General features: G+C 76.5%; 9 protein-coding genes. 8 read left to right on the top strand and 1 reads right to left on the bottom strand.

Annotated elements, in window-relative coordinates:
* Positions 1–21: 21 nt before the first annotated feature.
* From V1J52_RS12640 to V1J52_RS12610, 7 genes are all read left to right on the top strand, one after another.
* A complete protein-coding gene (locus V1J52_RS12640) occupies positions 22–1,872 on the top strand; it encodes a non-ribosomal peptide synthetase (RefSeq protein WP_330139820.1) in 1,851 nt (616 codons plus the stop codon).
* Entirely contained in the window at positions 1,869–2,705 is an 837-nt protein-coding gene (locus tag V1J52_RS12635) for a thioesterase II family protein (protein ID WP_330139819.1), read from the top strand. The genes V1J52_RS12640 and V1J52_RS12635 overlap by 4 nt, the downstream gene beginning before the upstream one ends.
* Entirely contained in the window at positions 2,621–3,859 is a 1,239-nt protein-coding gene (locus tag V1J52_RS12630) for a cytochrome P450 (protein ID WP_330139818.1), read from the top strand. Before V1J52_RS12635 ends, V1J52_RS12630 begins: the two co-directional genes overlap by 85 nt.
* A 192-nt stretch (positions 3,860–4,051) precedes the next feature.
* Positions 4,052–4,264 carry an MbtH family protein gene (locus tag V1J52_RS12625; protein ID WP_330139817.1) on the top strand — a complete coding sequence of 71 codons (213 nt, stop codon included), beginning with the start codon at positions 4,052–4,054 and terminating at the stop codon, positions 4,262–4,264.
* Between the two features lie 7 nt (positions 4,265–4,271).
* A complete protein-coding gene (locus V1J52_RS12620; protein ID WP_330139816.1) occupies positions 4,272–5,279 on the top strand; it encodes a TauD/TfdA family dioxygenase in 1,008 nt (335 codons plus the stop codon).
* 110 nt (positions 5,280–5,389) lie between these two features.
* Positions 5,390–15,556 (top strand): non-ribosomal peptide synthetase, encoded by a 10,167-nt coding sequence (locus V1J52_RS12615; protein ID WP_330139815.1) that lies wholly within the window; start codon positions 5,390–5,392, stop codon positions 15,554–15,556.
* Positions 15,553–16,962 carry an MFS transporter gene (locus V1J52_RS12610; RefSeq protein ID WP_330139814.1) on the top strand — a complete coding sequence of 470 codons (1,410 nt, stop codon included), beginning with the start codon at positions 15,553–15,555 and terminating at the stop codon, positions 16,960–16,962. Before V1J52_RS12615 ends, V1J52_RS12610 begins: the two co-directional genes overlap by 4 nt.
* A gap of 64 nt (positions 16,963–17,026) precedes the next feature.
* Here the strand turns inward: V1J52_RS12610 and V1J52_RS12605 are convergent, their stop codons facing one another.
* Positions 17,027–18,283 (bottom strand): MFS transporter, encoded by a 1,257-nt coding sequence (locus tag V1J52_RS12605; RefSeq protein WP_330139813.1) that lies wholly within the window; start codon positions 18,281–18,283, stop codon positions 17,027–17,029.
* A 92-nt stretch (positions 18,284–18,375) separates the two neighbouring features.
* On the opposite strand from V1J52_RS12605, the gene V1J52_RS12600 reads away from it, so the two are divergent.
* Entirely contained in the window at positions 18,376–19,671 is a 1,296-nt protein-coding gene (locus V1J52_RS12600; RefSeq protein WP_443075809.1) for an ROK family transcriptional regulator, read from the top strand.
* The last annotated feature ends 68 nt before the right edge of the window (positions 19,672–19,739 follow it).

Genomic DNA, 19,739 nt, shown 5'->3' with positions numbered 1-19,739 from the left:
GAGAAGAAGTGGACACCCGGCATGAGCGAGCAGCAGCCCACACCCCCCGCCCCGCAGGACCCGGTGGCCCGCTTCCTGCGGTGCGCGGCCGGTGACCCCGACCGCGCCGCCGTGCTGGCGGCGGACGCCTCCCTGAGCTTCGCCGAACTCGACCGCCGCACCGCCGCCCTCGCCGCGCTGCTGCACCGCCACGGCGTCGGCCGGGGCGACCGGGTCGGGGTGCGGCTGCCCCGGACCGCCGCCCTGGTGACCGCGCTGCTCGGCATCTGGCGGGCGGGCGCCGCCTATGTGCCGCTGGACCCCGCCTACCCGGCGGAGCGGCTGGCCTACATGACCGAACGCGCCCGGATCACCGTGCTGCTGGACTCCGACGGATCCGGTGGCGCCCAGCCGCGGGCCGGCGTGCGGCGGCTCACCCCCGCCGAGTGGGACCCCGCCGACGGCTCAGCGGACGCGGCGCCGGAGGTGCGGAGCACCCCGCTCGACCCGGCCTACGTGATCTTCACCTCCGGTTCCACCGGAGCCCCCAAGGGCGTCGAGGTCAGCCGGGGCGGGGTCGCCGCGCTCACCGCCGGACTGGAGGAACACGGCGCCTACCGCGCCGGGCCGGGCGTGGTGGCGTGGAACGCCTCCGTCTCCTTCGACGCCTCCGTCCAGCAGTGGACCCGGGTCTGCCGGGGCGACACGGTCGTGGTGCTCGACGAGGCCGAGCGGCAGGACCCGGTCCGGCTCGCCCGCGTCCTGGGTGACCGCGGCGTCACCGACCTCGATCTGACGCCCTCGCACTGGGAGGTGCTGCGTGAGGCGGTGGCCGGCAGCCGGGTGCCGCGGCTGTTCATGGGCGGCGAGCCGGTACCGGAGCGGATCTGGCACGAGGTGGCCGGCGCCGGGATCGAGGCGGTCAACGTCTACGGCCTCACCGAGGCCACGGTGGACTCCACCGCCGCCTGGATCACCGGCACCACCACCCGCCCGCACCTGGGCGAACCGCTCGCCGGTGCCCGCGTCCACCTGCTCGACGAGCGGCTGCGTCCCGCCCGGCGCGGTGAGACGGGCGAGATCTACCTGGCAGGCAGCGGGCTGGCGCACGGCTACCTCGACCGGCCGGAGCTGACCGCCGGGCGCTTCACCGCCGACCCGTTCGGCCCGCCCGGTTCCCGCATGTACCGCACCGGCGACCTCGCCCGGGTCGGCCCGGACGGCACCCTGGAGTACGCGGGCCGGGTCGACCGGCAGGTGAAACTGCGCGGCTACCGCATCGAACTCGGCGAGATCGAGCGGGCGCTCACCCGGCTGCCGATGGTCTCCGAGGCGGCGGTGGCGGTGGCGGAGGCCGGCCCGGGAGACCTGCGGATCACCGCCCACGTCACCGCGCGCGGCCAGGTGCCGGAACCCGAGCGGCAGTTCACCCGCACCGTGCGGGCGGCGCTGCGCCAGGTGCTGCCCGGCTACATGGTCCCCGGCAGCATCCGGCTGCGGGCCGCGCTGCCGCTCACGCCCAGCGGCAAGATCGACTACCGGGCTCTGACCGCCGCCCCGGCGCCCGCCGCGACCGCGCCCGCACCGGCGGAACCCGCGTCCCCGGCACCGGACCTGGACGCCAGGATCGCGGAGGTCTGGCGCACCGTGCTGGACGTCGACCGGGTCGAACCGCATGACGACTTCCTGGAGCTGGGCGGTCACTCACTCGCCGCACTGCGCGTCGTCCATCTGCTCCGCCGCGGCCTGGGCGCCGAGATCCAGCTGCGAGACCTGCTGGACTCCCGCGATCTCGCCGACTTCACCGAGACCGTGCGCCGCTCCGCCGCCGCGGGCGCCTCCGGCGCGCCCCGCCGCCCCGCGCTCGTCGGCCGCGCCGGGAGGGACCGGTGAACCACCCGAGGCCGCGCGCGGTGGGGGAGTGGCTGCTGCTGCCGGCACCGCAGCACCACCCCGCACCACGCCTGTTCTGCTTCCCGCACGCGGGCGGCGACGCCACCGCCTTCGTCCCGATGGGCCGGGCGCTCGCCCCGGCCGCCGAGGTGTGGGCGGTACGGATGCCCGCCCGCGGCGGGCGGACCGCCGTCCCGATGCCCGCCACCTTCCGAGCCCTGGTCCGGACGCTCGCCGCCGCGCTGCTGCCCCACCTCGGCGCCGGACCGGTCGCCTTCTACGGGCAGAGCTTCGGCGCGCTGCTCGCCCTGGAGACCGCCCGCGCCCTGCGGCCGGAGCACCGCCCCACCGCCCTGATCCTGGCGGCGGCCGAACCGCCCGGCGCCTGGCCGGGCGCCGCCCCGCCGGAGTACGACGCGGAACGGCTGCTGGACGTCTGCGGTGCAGGCGCCCTGGTCGCGGAGGTCCCGGAGCTGCGGGAGCGGGCGCTCGCCGCGATCCGCGCCGACCTCGCCGTCCGGAGCGGCTACCGGTACCGGCCGGGGCCGCCGCTGGCCTGCGGCCTGTACGCGCTCTCCGGCGCCGCCGACCCGCTCGTCCGCGCCCACACCCTCGCCGGCTGGTCCGCGCACACCACCGGCCGGTTCGCCCACCACACCGTCCCCGGCGGTCACCTCCCGGCCTCGGTCGACGACCGCGGACCGGTAGGGCTGCTGACCTCCATCCTCGAACGGACCAGGGAGTCCTCGTGGTCACCACCGCAACCGGCACCGAACCCGCCCCCGGGCCCCCGGACCCCGCGGCCCGCGCCGACGGCGCCCCGGTCCGGCTGACCGACCCCGCGCTGTGGTCCACGCCCGGGCTGCCGCAGACCATCGACGCGCTGCGGGCCCTGGCGCCGGTGCACCGCACCGAGACCGAGGACGACGGACCGGTCTGGTCGGTCCTCACCTACGAGCTGTCCGCCCAGGTCCTGCGGGACACCCGGCGGTACAGCTCGGAAGGCGGATCGCTGCTCGGCACCGGCACCGGACGGCCGGCGGGCGCGGGCCGGATGATGGCGCTGTGCGATCCGCCGCGCCACCGGCAACTGCGCGCCCCCGCCACGCCGTTCTTCTCCCCGGGCGGGGTGCGGGGCGCCGCCCGCACCATCGACGAACTCGCCGGCACCCTGGTACGGGAGGCCCTGAGGCGCGGCGAGGTCGACCTGGTCGACCTGGTCTCCGCGCTGCCGCTGGAGGTGATGTGCGACCTGCTCGACGTACCGGACGGCGACCGCCCGCTGGTGGTGCGCGTCTGCGACGCGGCGTTCCTCGGCCGCACACCCGAGGAACGCCGCGGCGGGCACCAGCAGCTGATCCCCTACCTGATGCACCAGGTGATGCGGCGGCGCGCCGACCCCGGTGACGACCTGATCAGCGCCATGGCCCAGTACCGGGCCGGCGGACGGCTGCTGCCCGTCGAGGACGTGGTGCTCAACCTCGACAACATCGTGGTCGGCGGCGTCCAGACCGTCCGCCACACCGCCGCGATGTCCCTGCTGGCACTCATCAGGGACCCGGCGCTCTGGCGGCACCTGACCGACGGCGCGGCCGAGGTGGGCGCGGCCGTCGACGAGCTGCTGCGCTGGACCTCGGTCGGGCTGCACACGCTGCGTACCGTCACCGAGGAGACCGAACTCGGCGGCCGGCGGCTGGCCCCGGGCGACCGGGTGGTGCCGTGGATCTGGGCCGCGAACCGCGACCCCGGGGTCTTCGAGCGGCCGCACGAGATCGACTTCGCCCGCTCGCCCAACCGCCACCTGGCGCTCGGACTCGGCGCCCACTACTGCATCGGCGCGCCGCTGGCCAAGGCCGAACTGGGCGCCCTGTTCACCGCGGTGCTGCGCCACACCTCCCGCGTGGAACTCACCGGGGAGCCAAAGTACAACGGCTCGATCATCAACTTCGGCCTGGACGCCTGCCCGGTGCGGCTCACCCCGCGCTGAACCTCCGGAATCCTGCCGGACCGGCTGCCGCCCCGCCCCCGGCGCCGCCCCTAGCGTCGGGAGCGCCGCCGGCACACCGCCTGGCCGCACCGCCCGGCGCCCCCGCTCCCGCCCGTAACCGCCCGGCCCCGCCACCGGCCCGCCCGGCCCCGACCGCTCGCGAGATTCGCACCGCTGCTGAGGAGACCCGAGATGACCAACCCCTTCGAGGACGAGGACGCCAGCTACCTGGTGCTGGTGAACGACGAGAACCAGCACTCGCTGTGGCCCGCCTTCATCGGCGTGCCCGAGGGCTGGAGCACCGTGCACGGCGAGGACAGCCGCGCCGCCTGCCTGGAGTACGTCGAGCAGAACTGGACCGACATCCGCCCCGCCAGCCTGTTGGCCTCTCTCGGAGAGCGGTGAACACCCCATGCTGAACTGGGTCATCGAGCCAGGACGCCCCGCCCGCGCGGAGGTCGACGGCGTCGCCACCCGCGAGGAGACGGCCGCCTGGCTGCGCGGCGCCGACGCGGAGATCACCGAGGCGCTGCACCAGCACGGCGCGGTCCTCCTGCGCGGACTGCCGGTCACCGGCACCCCCGACGTGGCGTGCGTCCGCGACGTGCTGATCCCCGAGCGCACCCCGTACCGCGAGAAGGCCACGCCCCGCAGCGACTTCGGTGACGGCGTGTTCTCCTCCACCGACCTGCCGCCGTCGCAGGCGATCCGGATGCACAACGAGAACAGCTACACCCTCACCTTTCCCGGCCGGCTGCTGTTCGCCTGCCTGGTCGCCCCGCCGGAGGGCGGCGCCACCCCGGTCGCCGACTGCCGCGAGGTGCTGCGGCGCCTGCCCGCCGCACTGGTGGCGCGCGGCCGGGCGGCGGGCTGGCGGCTGACCCGGAACTACTCGGGCTACATCTCGCTGGACTGGCGCACCGCGTTCTCCACCGAGGACCGTTCGGCGGTGAGCGCCTACTGCGCCGAGAACCACATCGACGCCGAGTGGCGCGCCGACGGCACCCTGCGGACCCGGCAGATCCGCCCGGCGGTCATCACGCACCCGGCGACCGGTGAGGAGTCCTGGTTCAACCACCTCGCCTTCTGGAACGAGTGGTCACTGGAGGAGGAGATCCGCGCCGCGCTGATCGACGAGTTCGGCTCCGACGGGCTCCCGTTCAACACCGGCCTGGGCGACGGCGCGCCACTGACCCGCGAGGAGGCCGAGACCCTCAACGCCGCCTACGAGGCCGCCACCGTCCGCGAGCGCTGGCAGGCCGGTGACGTGATGCTGGTCGACAACATCAGCACCTCGCACGGCCGCGACCCGTTCCGCGGCGACCGCAGGATCGCCGTCGCCATGGGCGATCCGGTCCGGGTGACCGACTGCCGCCCCAGCGTCCTGCCGGCCGCCACCGTCGGCGCGCACGCCGACTGACGGGCGGCAGCGCCGCGCCGCGGCGCCACCGCCTCACCCCGGGCCGGGCGGCCCGGCCCGCCCGCCCTCGGTGACCTGACCAGACAGTAGGGAGTAGCACCGTGATTCCGGTGTCCTTCGCACAACAGCGCCTGTGGCTGATCGACCAGATGGACGGGCCGAGCCCGCTGTACAACCTGCCGTTCGCGCTGCGGCTGCGCGGCCCGCTGGACCTGGCAGCGCTGCGGGCCGCAGCGGGGGACGTGATGGACCGGCACGAGTCGCTGCGCACCGTCTTCCCGGTCGAGTCGGGCCTGCCCCGGCAGCAGATCCTCCCGGCCGGGACGACCCGCCCGCAGTTCACCGTGGTGCCGACGACGGAGGACGGCTGTCCGGCGCTCCGGGACGCCGAGGCGGGCCGCCCGTTCGAGCTGAGCGGTGAGGCGCCCATGCGGGTGACCGTGTACCGGCTCGGCGAGCGGGACCACGTGCTGCTGGTGGTGCTCCACCACATCGCCGCCGACGGCTGGTCCCAGGCGCCGTTCCTGCGCGACCTGGCCACCGCCTACGCCGCCCGCCGCGCGGGAGGGGCGCCCGGCTGGGAGCCGCTGCCGGTGCAGTACGCCGACTACGCCCTGTGGCAGCGCGAGCTGCTCGGCTCCGACCAGGACCCGGAAAGCCTGCTGTCCCGGCAACTCGGCTACTGGCGCGCCCAGCTGTCCGGCCTGGGGGACCAGCTGGAGCTGCCCGCCGACCGGCCCCGGCCCTCCACCCTGACCGGCACCGAGGCCGACGCGGTACCGGTACGGCTCGACGCCGCCACCCACGCCGGGCTGCTGCGGCTGGCCCGCGCCCACCGCGCCACGCTCTTCATGGTGGTGCAGGCGGTGCTCGCCGCCGCGCTAGGACGGCTGGGCGCGGGCGAGGACATCGCCGTCGGCACGCCGGTGGCGGGCCGGCCGGACGAGGCGCTGGACGAGCTGGTCGGCTTCTTCAACAACTCCCTGGTACTGCGCACCGACCTGTCCGGCGATCCCACCTTCACCGAGCTCCTGCGCCGGGCGCGGGAGACCAGCCTGGACGCGCAGGCGCACCAGGACGTGCCGTTCGAGCGGCTGGTGGAGGAGCTGAACCCCGAACGGTCGCTGGCCCGGCACCCGCTCTTCCAGGTGATGCTGACCCTCCAGAGCCACGAACCCGGCCGGTTCGAGCTGGAGTCGGTGACCGCCGAACCGGAACCGCTGGGCCTGCGGGTCGCCAAGTTCGACCTCAGCTTCGGCATGGAGGAGCGCCACGGCGCCGACGGCGCCCCGGCCGGGATCGACGGCTCGCTGGAGTACGCGGCCGAACTCTTCGACCACGCCACCGCCGAACGCGTGGCGGCCACCGTGGTCCGGCTGCTGACCGCCGCCGCCACCGACCCTGACCAGCCGGTCGCCGCGCCCGCGCTGCTCGACGCGGCCGGGGAGCGGGCCGCGCTCGCCGCAGGGCAGGGCCCGCACGCCGCCGCACCGGACCTCGCACTGGGCGCGCTGCTCGCCGAGACCGCCGCGCGAACCCCGGGGAAGACCGCGGTGCGCGGGGTGGACGGTGAGCTGAGCTACGCCGGACTGCTGCGGCGGGCCCGGGTGTTCGCCGCCGAGTTGATCGCGGCGGGCGTCCGCCCCGGCACCCCGGTGGCGCTGGAGCTGGACCGGTCCACGCGGGCGGTGGTGGCGCTGGTGGCTCTCACCCTCACGGGCGCCGTCCCGGTGCCGGCCGAAGCCGCCGGGGAACACCTCGTGGTCACCACCGGCGGCACCGGTCCGCGGCGCACGCCGCACGGCGTACCGGTGCTCCAGCCCGCCGCGGGGGCAGCGGCGGAAGGGGGCGAGGAGCCCGGCGGCGCCAGGCTGCCGCTGATCGCGCCCGCCTCCAACGCCTGGCTTCCCGCGCAGGACGGCACCGCCCTCAGCCACCGGGAACTGGCGGCGCTCGTCACCGACCCCGTCTGGGGCGCGGGGGAGCACACCCGGATGCGGGTCCACGCGCCGTGGGAGTCCGAGGCCGCCGCCTTCGAACTGTGGCTGCCGCTGCTGGCCGGCGGCACCGCCGTCCTCGCCGGGACCGGCACCGACGGCGCCGCCGCCGGGGAGACGCTGCGGCTGGACACCGCCACCACCGCCCGCACGGCGGCCACCGACCCGGCCGCCTTCGCCGGGCTGCACACCCTCATCACCGGCGGCGCCGGGACGGTGCCGGCCGGTCTGCTCGCCGCCGTCCGCCGCGCCTGCCCGGACCTTCGGCTGCTCACCGCCCACGACCCCGACGGCGGAGCCCGCTACCTCACCGCCCACCGGGTGACCGGCGACGAGCCGCACACCACCCGGGTACCGCTCGGCCGCCCCCTCGCCGGCCGCCGGCTGCGGCTGGTGGACGCCGCCTCGCGCCCCGTGCCGGACTGCGTCCCCGGGGAACTGCTCCGGGCGGACCAGGCCGGCGAGCCGTGCGCGACGGGGGTGCTGGCGCGGCGTCGTGCGGACGGGGTGCTGCTGCTGGTGGGTCCTGTGGCGGGGGTGGTGCGGGTGAACGGTGTGGCTGTGGATCTCGTCCATCTCGCCGAGGCGCTGTCCGCTCATCCTGGTGTGGGTGCGGCGCACTTCAGCGTGCGTTCCGGTGCGGGTGCCGTGCGGCTGGCCGGTTACTACACCGGTCCGGACGGCGGCCTTGGCGCCGGGCCCGGTCCGCGGGAGGCGGCGGCCCACCTCGCCGCGGCGCTGCCGGGCCATCCGGTGCCCGCCTGCCTCGTCGCCCTGGACACGCTGCCGCTCCGCCCCGACGGCACCGTCGACGAGACCGCCCTCCCGGATGAAGCCGCCGACACCACCGCCGGACCGGAGCGTGGTCCGGGCGGCCCGGTGGAGGAAGTGCTGCTCGGCCTGTTCGCCGAGGTACTCGGCCTGGAGGCCGAAACCCTCGCGGCGGACGACGACTTCTTCCACCTCGGCGGCCACTCCCTGCTCGCCATCCGCCTCACCAGCCGTGTCCGCGCCATGCTCGGCGCCGAACTCACCATCCGCACCGTCTTCGAGAACCCCACCGCCCAACGCCTCGCCGCCACCCTCGACGTCGGGCCCCCGCGCCCGCCGTTGCGGTCCCGGCCCCGCCCGGAGGCGGTACCGCTCTCGCCGGCGCAGCAGCGGTTCTGGCTGATCGACCAGCTCGAAGGCCCAGACGCCACCCACAACGTGTCGCTGCCGCTGCGGCTGCGCGGCGTGCTGGACGAGGCGGCGCTCACCGCCGCGCTCGCCGACGTGGTCAGCCGCCACGAGGCACTGCGCACCGTCTTCGCCGAGGACGACGGCGTGCCCCGGCAGCGACTGCTGCCCGCCCCGGACGGCGCCCGGCTGCTCACCCGCACCGGCCGCACCGTGGACGAGGCCGCCGCCCACCGCTTCGACCTGGCGGGCGAAGAACCACTGGTCCACGGCTTCCTGCACCACGCCGAGGCCGGCACACCGGGCGGGGAGCGGCTGTTCACCCTGGTGGTGCACCACATCGCCGCCGACGGCTGGTCGCTCGGCCCGCTGCTGCGCGACCTGGGCAGCGCCTACACCGCGCGGTGCGCGGGCCGGGCGCCCGACTGGGAGCCGCTGCCCGTGCAGTACGCGGACTACGCGCTGTGGCACCGCGAGCTGCTCGGCGCCGACGACGACCCGGCCGGCCTGCTCGCCAGGCAACTCGCCTACTGGAAGGAAGCGCTGGCCGGTTCGCCCGACGTCCTGGACCTACCCGCCGACCGCCCCCGCCCGGCCGCCGCGAGCCACCGCGCCCGGCAGGTCCCGCTCGCCCTCGACGCCGGCCGGCACCGCCGCCTCACCGAACTGGCCCGGGCGCACGGTGCCACCCCGTTCATGGCGGTACAGGCGTCCTTCGCGGCGCTGCTGCACCGGTTCGGCGCGGGCGAGGACATCCCCGTCGGAGCCCCGGTCGCCGGGCGGTCCGACGAGGCGCTGGACGAGCTGGTCGGCTTCTTCAGCAACACCCTGGTCCTGCGCACCGACCTCTCCGGACGCCCCTCGTTCGCCGGACTCCTCGACCGGGTGCGGCAGGCCGACCTCGCGGCCTTCGCCCACCAGGACGTGCCGTTCGAGCGGCTGGTGGAGGAGGTCAGCCCCGAGCGCCTGCTCTCCCGCCACCCGCTCTTCCAGGTCGCCGTCTCGCTGCACGCGACCTCCGGTACCGCGCTGGACTTCGGCGGACTCGACGTCTCCTTCGCGGACGCCGGCATCTCCACCTCCACCTTCGACCTCACCCTGAGCCTCGACGAGCGGCACGGCACCGACGGCACCACCCCCGCCGGGATGTCCGGCGCGCTGGAGTACGCCACCGACCTCTTCGACGCCGCCACCGCGCGCCGCCTCGCCGACGGCTGGCTCCGGCTGCTGGACGCCGCGCTCGCCGAACCCGCCCGTCCGCTCGCGGAGCTGGAGATGCTGACGGAGGCCGAGCGCACCACCTTGCTCACCGGCCACCAGGGCGCCCCCGCTCCGGCCGGCGGCCCGGCCGGTTCGCTGCCCGAGGCGTTCGCCCGGCAGGCCGCCGCCACGCCGGACGCACTCGCCGTGGACGGCACGCACCCGCTCACCTACGCCGCGCTCGACCTGCGCACCAGCCGGCTCGCGGACCGGCTGCGCGGCCTCGGCGTCACCGCTGAGACGCCGGTGGCGCTGCTGCTCGACCACGCCCCGGAGATCGTCACCGCCTTCCTCGCCGTAGCCAAGTCCGGCGGCTGCTACGTGCCGGTGCACCCCTCGCTGCCCCCCGAGCGGATCGACGCGCTCCTCGCGGAGACCGGCGCCGCGGTGCTGGTCACCAACCGCCCGGGGCACAGCTCCCGGACGGCGGACGACCCGTCCCCTCTGCCGACGGTACGGCTCGGCGAGGAGCTGTGGCGGGAGCTGGACGCCACCCCCGGCACCCTGCCGCCCCCCACGGTCGACCCCGGCCAGCTCGCCTACGTGATGCACACCTCCGGCTCCACCGGCCGGCCCAAGGGCGTCGCCGTCCACCACCGCGACGTGGTGGCGCTGGCTGCCGACTCGCTCTGGCGGGACGGCTCGGCCCGCCGGGTGCTGCTGCACTCCTCGTACGCCTTCGACGCCTCCACCTTCGAGGTCTGGGTACCGCTGCTCACCGGCGGCACCGTGGTCTGCGCCCCCGACGCCAGCCTGGTGGCGTCCGGCATCGCGGAACTGACCGAGCAGCTCGACCTCACCGCCGTCCTGCTCACCAAGGGCCTCTTCGACCTGATCGCCCAGGAGTGGCCCGCGGCCCTCGCCCGGCTGCACACCGTGCTCACCGGCGGTGAGACCGCCTCGCCCGCCCTGCTGCGCCGCGTGCTCGACGCCTGCCCCGGCCTGCGCCTGGTCCACGTCTACGGGCCCACCGAGACGACCACCTTCTCCACCGCCCTGCGCCTGCGCGCCGAGGACCTGGCCGGAGCCGGACCGGTGCCGGTCGGGCCGCTGATGGACGGCACCCGCGGCTACGTCCTGGACGGCGCGCTGCGCCCGGTACCGGTGGGTGTGCCCGGCGAGCTGTACCTGTCCGGCAACGGGCTCGCCCGTGGCTACCTCGGCCGCCCCCAGCTCACCGCCGAACGCTTCCTCGCCGACCCGCACGCCACCATCCCCGGCGCCCGGATGTACCGCACCGGCGACCTGGTGCGCTGGAACGCCGACGGCGCGCTGGAACACCTGGGCCGCACCGACGAGCAGATCAAGCTGCGCGGTTTCCGCGTCGAACCCGCCGAGATCGAGGCGGTGCTGGCCGCCCACCCCGCCGTCGCCCAGGTGACGGTCGTGCTGCGCGAGGACGGCGGCGACCGGCGGCTGGCCGCCTACTGCGTGCCGGTCGCCGGCGCCGGGCCACGCGAGGCGCTCCGCGCGGAACTGCTGCGGCACGCCGCCGCCAAACTGCCCGGGTACATGGTCCCGGCCGCGCTGGTACTGCTCGACGCGCTGCCCCTGACCGTGAACGGCAAGATCGACCGCCGTGCCCTGCCCGCTCCCGACTACACCGCGGGCGGCGCCGGAGCGCGCGGGCGGCGCCCGGTCACCGCGGGCCAGCACCGGCTGTGCGGCCTGTTCGCCGAAGTGCTGGGCCTCAGGGCGGAGTCGGTCACCCTCGACGACGACTTCTTCCGGCTCGGCGGCCACTCGCTGCTCGCCACCCGGCTGGCCAGCCGGATCCGTTCCGCCTTCGGTACGGAGCTCACCCTGCGCGCCCTCTTCGAACACCCCACCGCGGGCGCCCTGGACGCGCTGCTGACCACCGCCGCCACCGGCGGGGACGGCCAGGCGGACACCCGCGCGGCGCTCACCCCCCGCCCGCGGCCGGCCCGCACCCCGCTCTCGTACGCCCAGCAGCGGCTGTGGCTGATCGACCAGATGGAGGGCGCCAGCCGCCTCTACACCATCCCGCTCGCGCTCAACCTCGACGGACCGCTGGACCGCGCCGCCCTGCGCGCCGCCCTCGGCTACCTGCGGGAACGGCACGAGAGCCTGCGCACCGTCTTCCGCACCGGCGACGACGGCGCGCCCTACCAGCTCATCCTTTCCGCCGACGCGCCGGGCGACCCGCTGGAGACCGTCGACGCCACCGGCGGCCCGGACGCGCTGCGCGCCGCCTTCGAGGAGGCGGTGGGGCGCCCGTTCGCGCTCGCCACCGAACCGCCGCTGCGCGCCACCCTGCTGCACGCCGGAAAGGACCGGCACGTACTGGTCCTGGTGCTCCACCACATCGCGGGCGACGGCTGGTCGCTCGGCCCGCTCCTGCGCGACCTGGACCTCGCCTACACCGCCCGCCTCACGGGCCGGGCACCCGGCCAGGACGCGCTGCGCGTGCAGTACGCCGACTACGCCCTCTGGCAGCGCGACGTGCTCGGCTCCGACGAGGACCCCGGCAGCCCGCTCTCCCGCCAACTCGCCTACTGGCGCGACACGCTCGCCGCACTCCCCGAGGAGCTGGAACTCCCCGCCGACCGGCCCCGCCCCGCCGCGGCGAGCCACCGCGGCGGCCGGATCGCCCAGCCGCTCGACGCCGGACTCCACGCTGCCGTGCTGCGGCTGGCGGGCGAGCAGCGGGTCACCCCGTTCATGGTGCTCCAGGCCGCGCTGGCCGCGCTGCTGCACCGCATGGGCGCGGGGGACGACATCCCGCTCGGCTCGGTCGTCGCCGGACGCACCGACGAGGCCGTCGAGGACCTGGTCGGCTTCTTCGTCAACACCCTGGTGCTGCGCACCGACCTCTCCGGCGACCCCACCTTCGCGGCACTCCTTCGCCGGGTGAAGGAGGGCAACCTCGCCGCCCAGGCGCACCAGGACGTGCCGTTCGAGCGGCTGGTGGAGGAACTCAACCCGGCGCGGTCGCTGGCCCGGCACCCGCTCTTCCAGGTGATGCTCACCCTCCAGAACAACGAGGCCGCCCCGCTGCGTCTGGGCGGGCTGGCCGTCACCGCGGAGCCGGCCGGCGCGGGCGCCGCCAAGTTCGACCTGAGCGTGCTGTGCGAGGAGAGCTACGGCCCCGGCCGTGTCCCGGCCGGCATCGACGTGGTGCTGGACTACGCCGCCGACCTGTTCGACGAGGCGACCGTGCGGCGGCTCGGCGCCGCCTGGGTGCGGCTGCTGCGGCAGGTCACCGCCGACCCCGCCCGCCCGGTCGGCTCGCTGGACGTCCTCGGGGCGCGGGAGCGCCACGCCGCCCGCGTCCAGTCGGCCGGACCGCCCGCTGACCCGGCCCGTCCCGCCACGCTCGCCGAGCACTTCGCGGCCCGGGCGGCCCGCACCCCGGACGCCCTGGCGGTGGACGGTCCGGAACCCCTGCGCTGCGCCGCCCTCGACGCCCGCGCCACCGCGCTGGCCGCCGAACTCGCCGCCGCCGGAGCCGGCCCCGGGGTACCGGTCGCGCTGCCCGTCGGCCCGTCCGCGCGGACCGTGGTCGCCGCGCTCGCCATCGCCCGCGCCGGAGCGGTCTGCGTACCGCTGCCGCCGTCACTGACCGAGGCCGGACGGACCGCCGTCCTCACCGCCACCGGCGCGCGGCTGCTGGTCACCAGCACCGGCGGGCCGGCGGGGACCGGCGCCGTCCCGGCCGGGGTCCGCACCGTGGACGCCGCGTCCGTGGACGCCGTGTCCGTGGACGCCGTGTCCGGCCGTGCGCCGGACCGCGCCTTCCCCGCCGTGGACCCGGACGCCCCCGCGCTCTGGGCCCACCCGCCGGGCGGCCCGGGCGGCGCCGCCCGCCCCGTCCCGGTCCGGCACCGGGAGATCACCGCGCTCGCCACCGACCCCCGCTGGCACCCGCCCGGCCCCGCCGTCCGCTCCCCGCTGCTCCCCGAGGAGTGCTTCGACGCCGCCGGACTCCCGTTCTGGGGCACGCTGCTGACCGGCGGTGCCCTGGTCGTCGTGGACCCGGGCGGCCTCCGCCCCGACCGGCTCGCCGCCACCACCGCCGTGCACCGGCTCACCTGCCTGTGGACCGGTGCCGGCCGTCTGGCCGCGACCGCGGGGAGCCGGCCGGACGCCTTCGCCGGGCTCGGCACCGTGGTCGCCACCGGCGCCGGGACGGTACCGGCCGGTCTGCTCGCCGCCGTCCGCCGGGCCTGCCCCGGGCTGCGGCTGCTCACCGCCTACGGACCCGACCCTGCCGGGCCACCGCTCGCCGTCCACGAGGTGACCGGGGACGGTCCGCGCGCCTCCCGGGTGCCGCTCGGCAGGCCGCTGACCGGCCGCCGCCTCGCGGTCCTCGACCCCTTCGGCGGACCCGCCCCGGCCGGGGTGACGGGCGAGCTGCACCAGGCCGGACCGGGCCGGAGCGAAGGGGACGGCGCGGACGCCGCGTGGGCGCCGACGGGGGTGCTGGCGCGGCGTCGTGCGGACGGGGTGCTGCTGCTGGTGGGTCCTGTGGCGGGGGTGGTGCGGGTGAACGGTGTGGCTGTGGATCTCGTCCATCTCGCCGAGGCGCTGTCCGCTCATCCTGGTGTGGGTGCGGCGCACTTCAGCGTGCGTTCCGGTGCGGGTGCCGTGCGGCTGGCCGGTTACTACACCGGTCCGGACGGCGGCCTTGGCGCCGGGCCCGGTCCGCGGGAGGCGGCGGCCCACCTCGCCGCGGCGCTGCCGGGCCATCCGGTGCCCGCCTGCCTCGTCGCCCTGGACACGCTGCCGCTCCGCCCCGACGGCACCGTCGACGAAACCGCCCTCCCGGATGCGACGGACCCGGACCGGGCGCCGCGCACCGCGGAGGAGCGGGCGCTGCGCGGGCTCTTCGCCGAGATCCTGCACGAGGACGAGGCCGACCTCGGCATCGACGACGACTTCTTCCACCTCGGCGGCCACTCGCTGCTCGCCAGCCGCCTCGCCGAACGGGTCCGCGTCCGCTTCCACGCCGAGGTCTCGCTGCGCACCGTCTTCGAGCACCCCACCGTCGCCGGTCTCGCCACCGTGCTGCGCCGCGGCACGGCCGGCCCGGGCGGGGACGGCGCCCGCGCGTACGACCCGCTCGACATGCTGCTCCCGCTGCGCACCGGCGGCAGCCCGCGCCACGGCGCGGAACCGCTGTTCTGCGTGCACCCCGCCGCCGGCATCAGCTGGAGCTACGCCGGGCTGCTCCGCCACCTCGCCCCCGGACGGCCGCTCTACGGACTCCAGTCGAGGGCCCTGCGCGGCGCGCCGCCCGCCTCGGTCGAGGAGATGGCCGCCGAGTACGTGGAGCGGCTGCGCACCGTCCAGCCGTCCGGCCCCTACCGGCTGCTCGGCTGGTCGTTCGGCGCCGTCGTCGCCCAGGCCATGGCGGTACACCTCCAGGAGCAGGGCCAGTTGGCCGGGCAGCTGATCCTGCTCGACGGCTACCCGGCGCTGCCCGGCAGCGTCACCCGCAGCGACCTGCCCGCCGACCCGGCCGAGACCTTCGCGGTGATGCTGGCCTCGCTCGGCTACGCCTCCGCCCAGGATCCCGGGTTCGTCGAACTCAGCCGCACTCTGGGCGAGGCGGCGCCCTACCTGCCGGAGGCGTTCACCAGTCACCACAAGCTGCTCAACGAGCATGTGCCGGGGGTCTTCCACGGCACCGCGCACTTCGTCGGCGCCACCGCCGGCAAACCGGCCGACTGGCCGTACCAGGAGGCATGGCGGCCCTACGTCGCCGGTCTTGTCATCCCGCACCGGATCGGCTGCGCGCACGGCGAACTCACCCGCGGCGCGCCGCTGGCCGAGATCGCGGCGATCGCCGAGACGGCTTCCGAGGAGCGTGCGTCATGACCGATCTCACCGCCGCCACAGGACCGCCCGCGGAGGGCACGGCCCCGGCGGGGACCAAACCTCCGGCCGGGCCGCCGCCCGCCCAGCCGCCGCCCGCCCAGCCGTCGCCCGGTCCGGGGCCGCCGCCCGGCGGCCGCCCCCGGCGCGGACGCCTGGGGCTGTGGCGGGAAGCCGACTTCCGCAGGCTGTGGACGGGCGAGGTGACCAGCGCCCTCGGCACCGCCATCGGCGCCGTCGCGCTGCCCCTGGTCGCCGTGGTGGTACTCGACGTGCCGCCGCTGGTGCTCGGTGTCATCACCGCCTCGGCCTGGCTGCCCTGGCTCCTCATCGGCCTGCTCGCCGGAGCCTGGGTGGACCGGCTGCCGCGGCGCCGGGTGATGCAGTGCTGCGACCTCCTGTTCGTCGCGATCTATCTCAGCGTCCCGGTCGCCGCCTGGCTGGGACTGCTCACCGCAGGCCAGCTCGTCGTGGTGGCACTGCTGTCGGGCACGGTACGGGTCTTCTTCCACACCGCCTACGGCGCGATCGTGCCCACCCTGGTCGCCAAACCCGACCTGCTCGAAGCCAACGTCAAGCTGCGCAGCGGCGAATCGGCGGCCGAGGTCGCCGGGCCGGGACTGGCCGGACTCATCGGCCAGCTCCTCGGCCCCGTCTCGGCGGTACTGGCCCACGCCGCCTCCTACCTGGTCTCGCTCCTGTGCCTCTCCCGGATCGAGACCACCGAACGGCCGCCGGAGCGGTCCGCCCGCCGCGGCATCCGCCAGGAGATCGCCGAAGGCGTGCGGTTCGTCGCCGGGGACCGCTACCTGCGGGTGCTGGTCTGCTTCAGCGCCATGGGCAACTTCGCGCTCAGCGGCATCCAAGCGGTCCAGGTGCTCTTCCTGGTCCGCACGGTCGGTCTCGAACCGGGCGGCGTCGGAGCGGTGTTCGCGGTCGTCAGCGTCGGCGGGCTGCTCGGCGCCACCCTCGCCGGACGTGTCGCCCGCCGCTGGGGCACCGCCCGCGCCCTGCTGTACTGCGAACTCCTCGCCGCGCCCTGCATCCTGCTGCTCCCGATGGCGGGCACCCAGATCCCGCTCGCCGTCTCCACCCTGGCCTGGGGCGTCGCGGTCGGCGGCATCGTCGCGGGCAACGTCATCAGCGGCAGCTTCTTCCAGACCTACACCCCGGGTCCGCTCCTCGGCCGGGTCCGCGCCACCACCTCCACCCTCAACTACGGTTCGTTCGCCGTCGGCGCGCTGACCGGCGGCGTCCTCGGCGGGCTGCTCGGCCTGCCCGGGACCATCTGGGCGATGTGCGCCGTGCTCGCCGGCGCCGGGGCGCTGCTGCTGCTCAGCCCGATCCGGCCGCTGCGCGAGCTGCCCACGGCACGGGAGGAGACCGGCGCGGAACCCGTCACGCTCTGACCGTCCCCGCCCGCTGGCGGGCGGCCGGGCCCGGCGCCCCGTTCGGCGCCACGGCCCGGCCGGGTCAGCGCGGGTCGCCGCCGGGGAGCGCGGCGGTCCCGGCGGGGAGGTGCTGCCCGCCGGACGCCCCGGCGGAGCCGGTCGCGCCGCGCAGGACCCCCGCTCCGAGGACCAGGCCGCAGGCCAGCACCGTGACGATGCCGAAGGACACCGTCAGCGAGGAGGCTTCGGCGACGGCCCCGATGGCCGACGGCGCGATGAGCCCCGAGGTGTAGGTGATCGTTGCGACGCCCGCGATCGACTGGCTGGGGGCGTCACCGCTGCGCCCGGCGGCGGCGAAGGCCAGCGGGACGACGACCGCGATGCCCAGTCCGATCAGGGCGAAGCCCCCCATGGCGGCGGCCGGGTGCGGCGCGAGGACGACCAGCGCGCCGCCGGCCGTGGCCGCGACGCCTCCGGTGCGCACGGTCCGTACCGGGCCGAAGCGCTCGACCACCGCGTCACCGGCGAGCCGGGCCACCGCCATCGTGCAGGCGAACGCCGTCGTGGACGCCGCGGCGGCACCGGCCGAGGTGCCGAGCACGTCGCGCAGGTAGACGGCCGACCAGTCGAGGCTGGCGCCCTCGGCGAAGACCGCGCAGAACCCGACCGCGCCGATGACCAGCGCCGACTTCGGCGGCAGCGTGAAACGCGGCGGCGGGTGCTCGTCCGGGGCGCTGCGCAGGTCCAGTACGCCCTGGCAGAAGACGGCGCCGAGGACCGTCAGGACGGCGGCCGCCACCGTCAGGTGCACCCGCGCGTCCAGACCGGTGTGGGCCGCGACGGTACCGGCTGCGGAGCCGGTCAGGGCGCCCACGCTCCACATGCCGTGCAGTCCCGACATGATGGAGCGGCCCATGCGCCGCTCCACCTCCACGCCGAGCGCGTTCATCGCCACGTCGGACATGCCCGCCGTGGCGCCGAAGACGAACAGGGCGCCGCACAGGGCGAGCAGGTCGGGGGCGAGGGCGGGGAGCGCCAGGGCGGCCGTCCACAGGGCCAGCAGGCCGCGCAGGGCGGTCCGGGCGCCGAAGCGGTGACTGATCCTCCCGGCCAGCGGCATGGCGAGGGACGCGCCGATGGCCGGGAACGCCAGGGCGAGTCCGAGCTGGCCCGCGCTGATGCCCGCGTGGTCCTGAATCCAGGGGATGCGGGTGGCGAAGCCACCCGTCACCGCGCCGTGCACGGCGAACACGGCCGCCACGGCCAGGCGTGCCCGCCGCACCCGCCGCACGGAGAAGACGCCCGCGCTCCCGCCGTCCGGTTTCCCGATGTCCGCCATGCCGTGGAGCCTCCCCGGTCGCCGCCTGTGCCGTTGCCGCCGTAAACTATCAGGAAGGTAGCCTGAATAATAGTTGGAGTGCGTCTGGAAGGATGGCCCGCGTGAGCCCACGCCTGCCCGCGGACAGCGGCTCCGGTGCCTTGCGGCCCGGCCCCGCCCCCCGCGTCTCCGCCCGCCCCGCCGCCGCGGCACCCGCCGCCGCCTCCGCGTCCCCGAGCACGGCGCGGGCCATCAACGACCGGCTGGCCCTGCGCCTGCTCCAGTCCGAGGGGCCGCTCACCGCGGGCCAGCTCAAGAAGCTGACGGGCCTGTCCCGGCCCAGCGTCGCCGACCTGGTCGAACGGCTCGGCGCCGCCGGGCTCGTCGCGGTGGTGGGGGAGACGGGCGCCGAGCGGCGCGGTCCCAACGCCAGGCTCTACGGCATCGTCGCCGACCGTGCCCACCTGGCCGGGATCGACGTGCGCACCCACCGCGTCTCCGTGGCCGTCGCCGACCTCCTGGGCCGCACGGTGGCCGAGGACACGCTTCCCGTGGACCCGGCCGACGAGCCCGGCCGCACCGTCGACGCGGCCTCGGGCCTGCTGGAGCGGACCGTGGCGCGGGCGGGTGTCGGCACGCCGCACACCCTGGCCGTGGGCGCCCCCGGACTCGTCGACCCGGCGACCGGGCGCCTTCAGCACACCGGTTCGCTGCCGCACTGGCACGGGGAGTTCGTCACCCGGCTGCGCGGCACCCTGGGCGCCCCGGTGCTGCTGGAGAACGAGGTCAACCTCGCCGCGCTGGCCGAGCAGCGGCTCGGCGCCGCCCGGGACCGCGACACCTTCGTCCTGCTGTGGCTCGGGCACGGCGTGGGCGCCGCCGTGATCCTCGACGGGGCGCTGCGCCGCGGCGCCTCGGGCGGCACCGGGGAGATCGGCTTCCTGCCCGTGCCCGGAACGGCGGACCCGCCGACGGCCACCGACTGCGACGGCGGTTTCTTCTCCCTGGCCGGAAGCGCCGCCGTCTGCGCCCTGGCCCGCGAGCACGGACTGGCCGTGCCCGGGGACGCGGGGGACGCCGCACCGGCCGCCGAGGCCGTCGTGCGGGCCGCGGCCGCCGACGGCGCCGGGCGGGCGGACGGGTTCCTGGACGCGCTGGCCGCCCGCGTCGCCGTGGGCGCGGCGGCCGTCTGCGCCGTCCTGGACCCCGGCTGCGTCGTGCTGGGCGGTGAGACGGGCCGTGCGGGCGGTGACGCGCTCGCCGCCCGGGTGCGGGGGAGCCTGGCCGGGATGATCCCGCTGCGCACCGAGGTCAGGGCGGGCTCGGTGGGCGGCGGCGCGGTGCTGCGCGGCGCGGTGCTCACCGCGATGGACGCCGCGCAGGACGTGCTGTTCAGTCCGCCGGTGTGAACGGCGGCGGGCGGGACGCGGCCCGGGGACGGTGAAGGGCCCCGGTGGGCGCGGCCTGTCGCACGCGC

This window comes from Streptomyces solitudinis (assembly GCF_036323765.1).
Taxonomy (GTDB): Bacteria; Actinomycetota; Actinomycetes; order Streptomycetales; family Streptomycetaceae; genus Streptomyces.
This window is presented reverse-complemented; position numbering and strand designations above follow the sequence as displayed.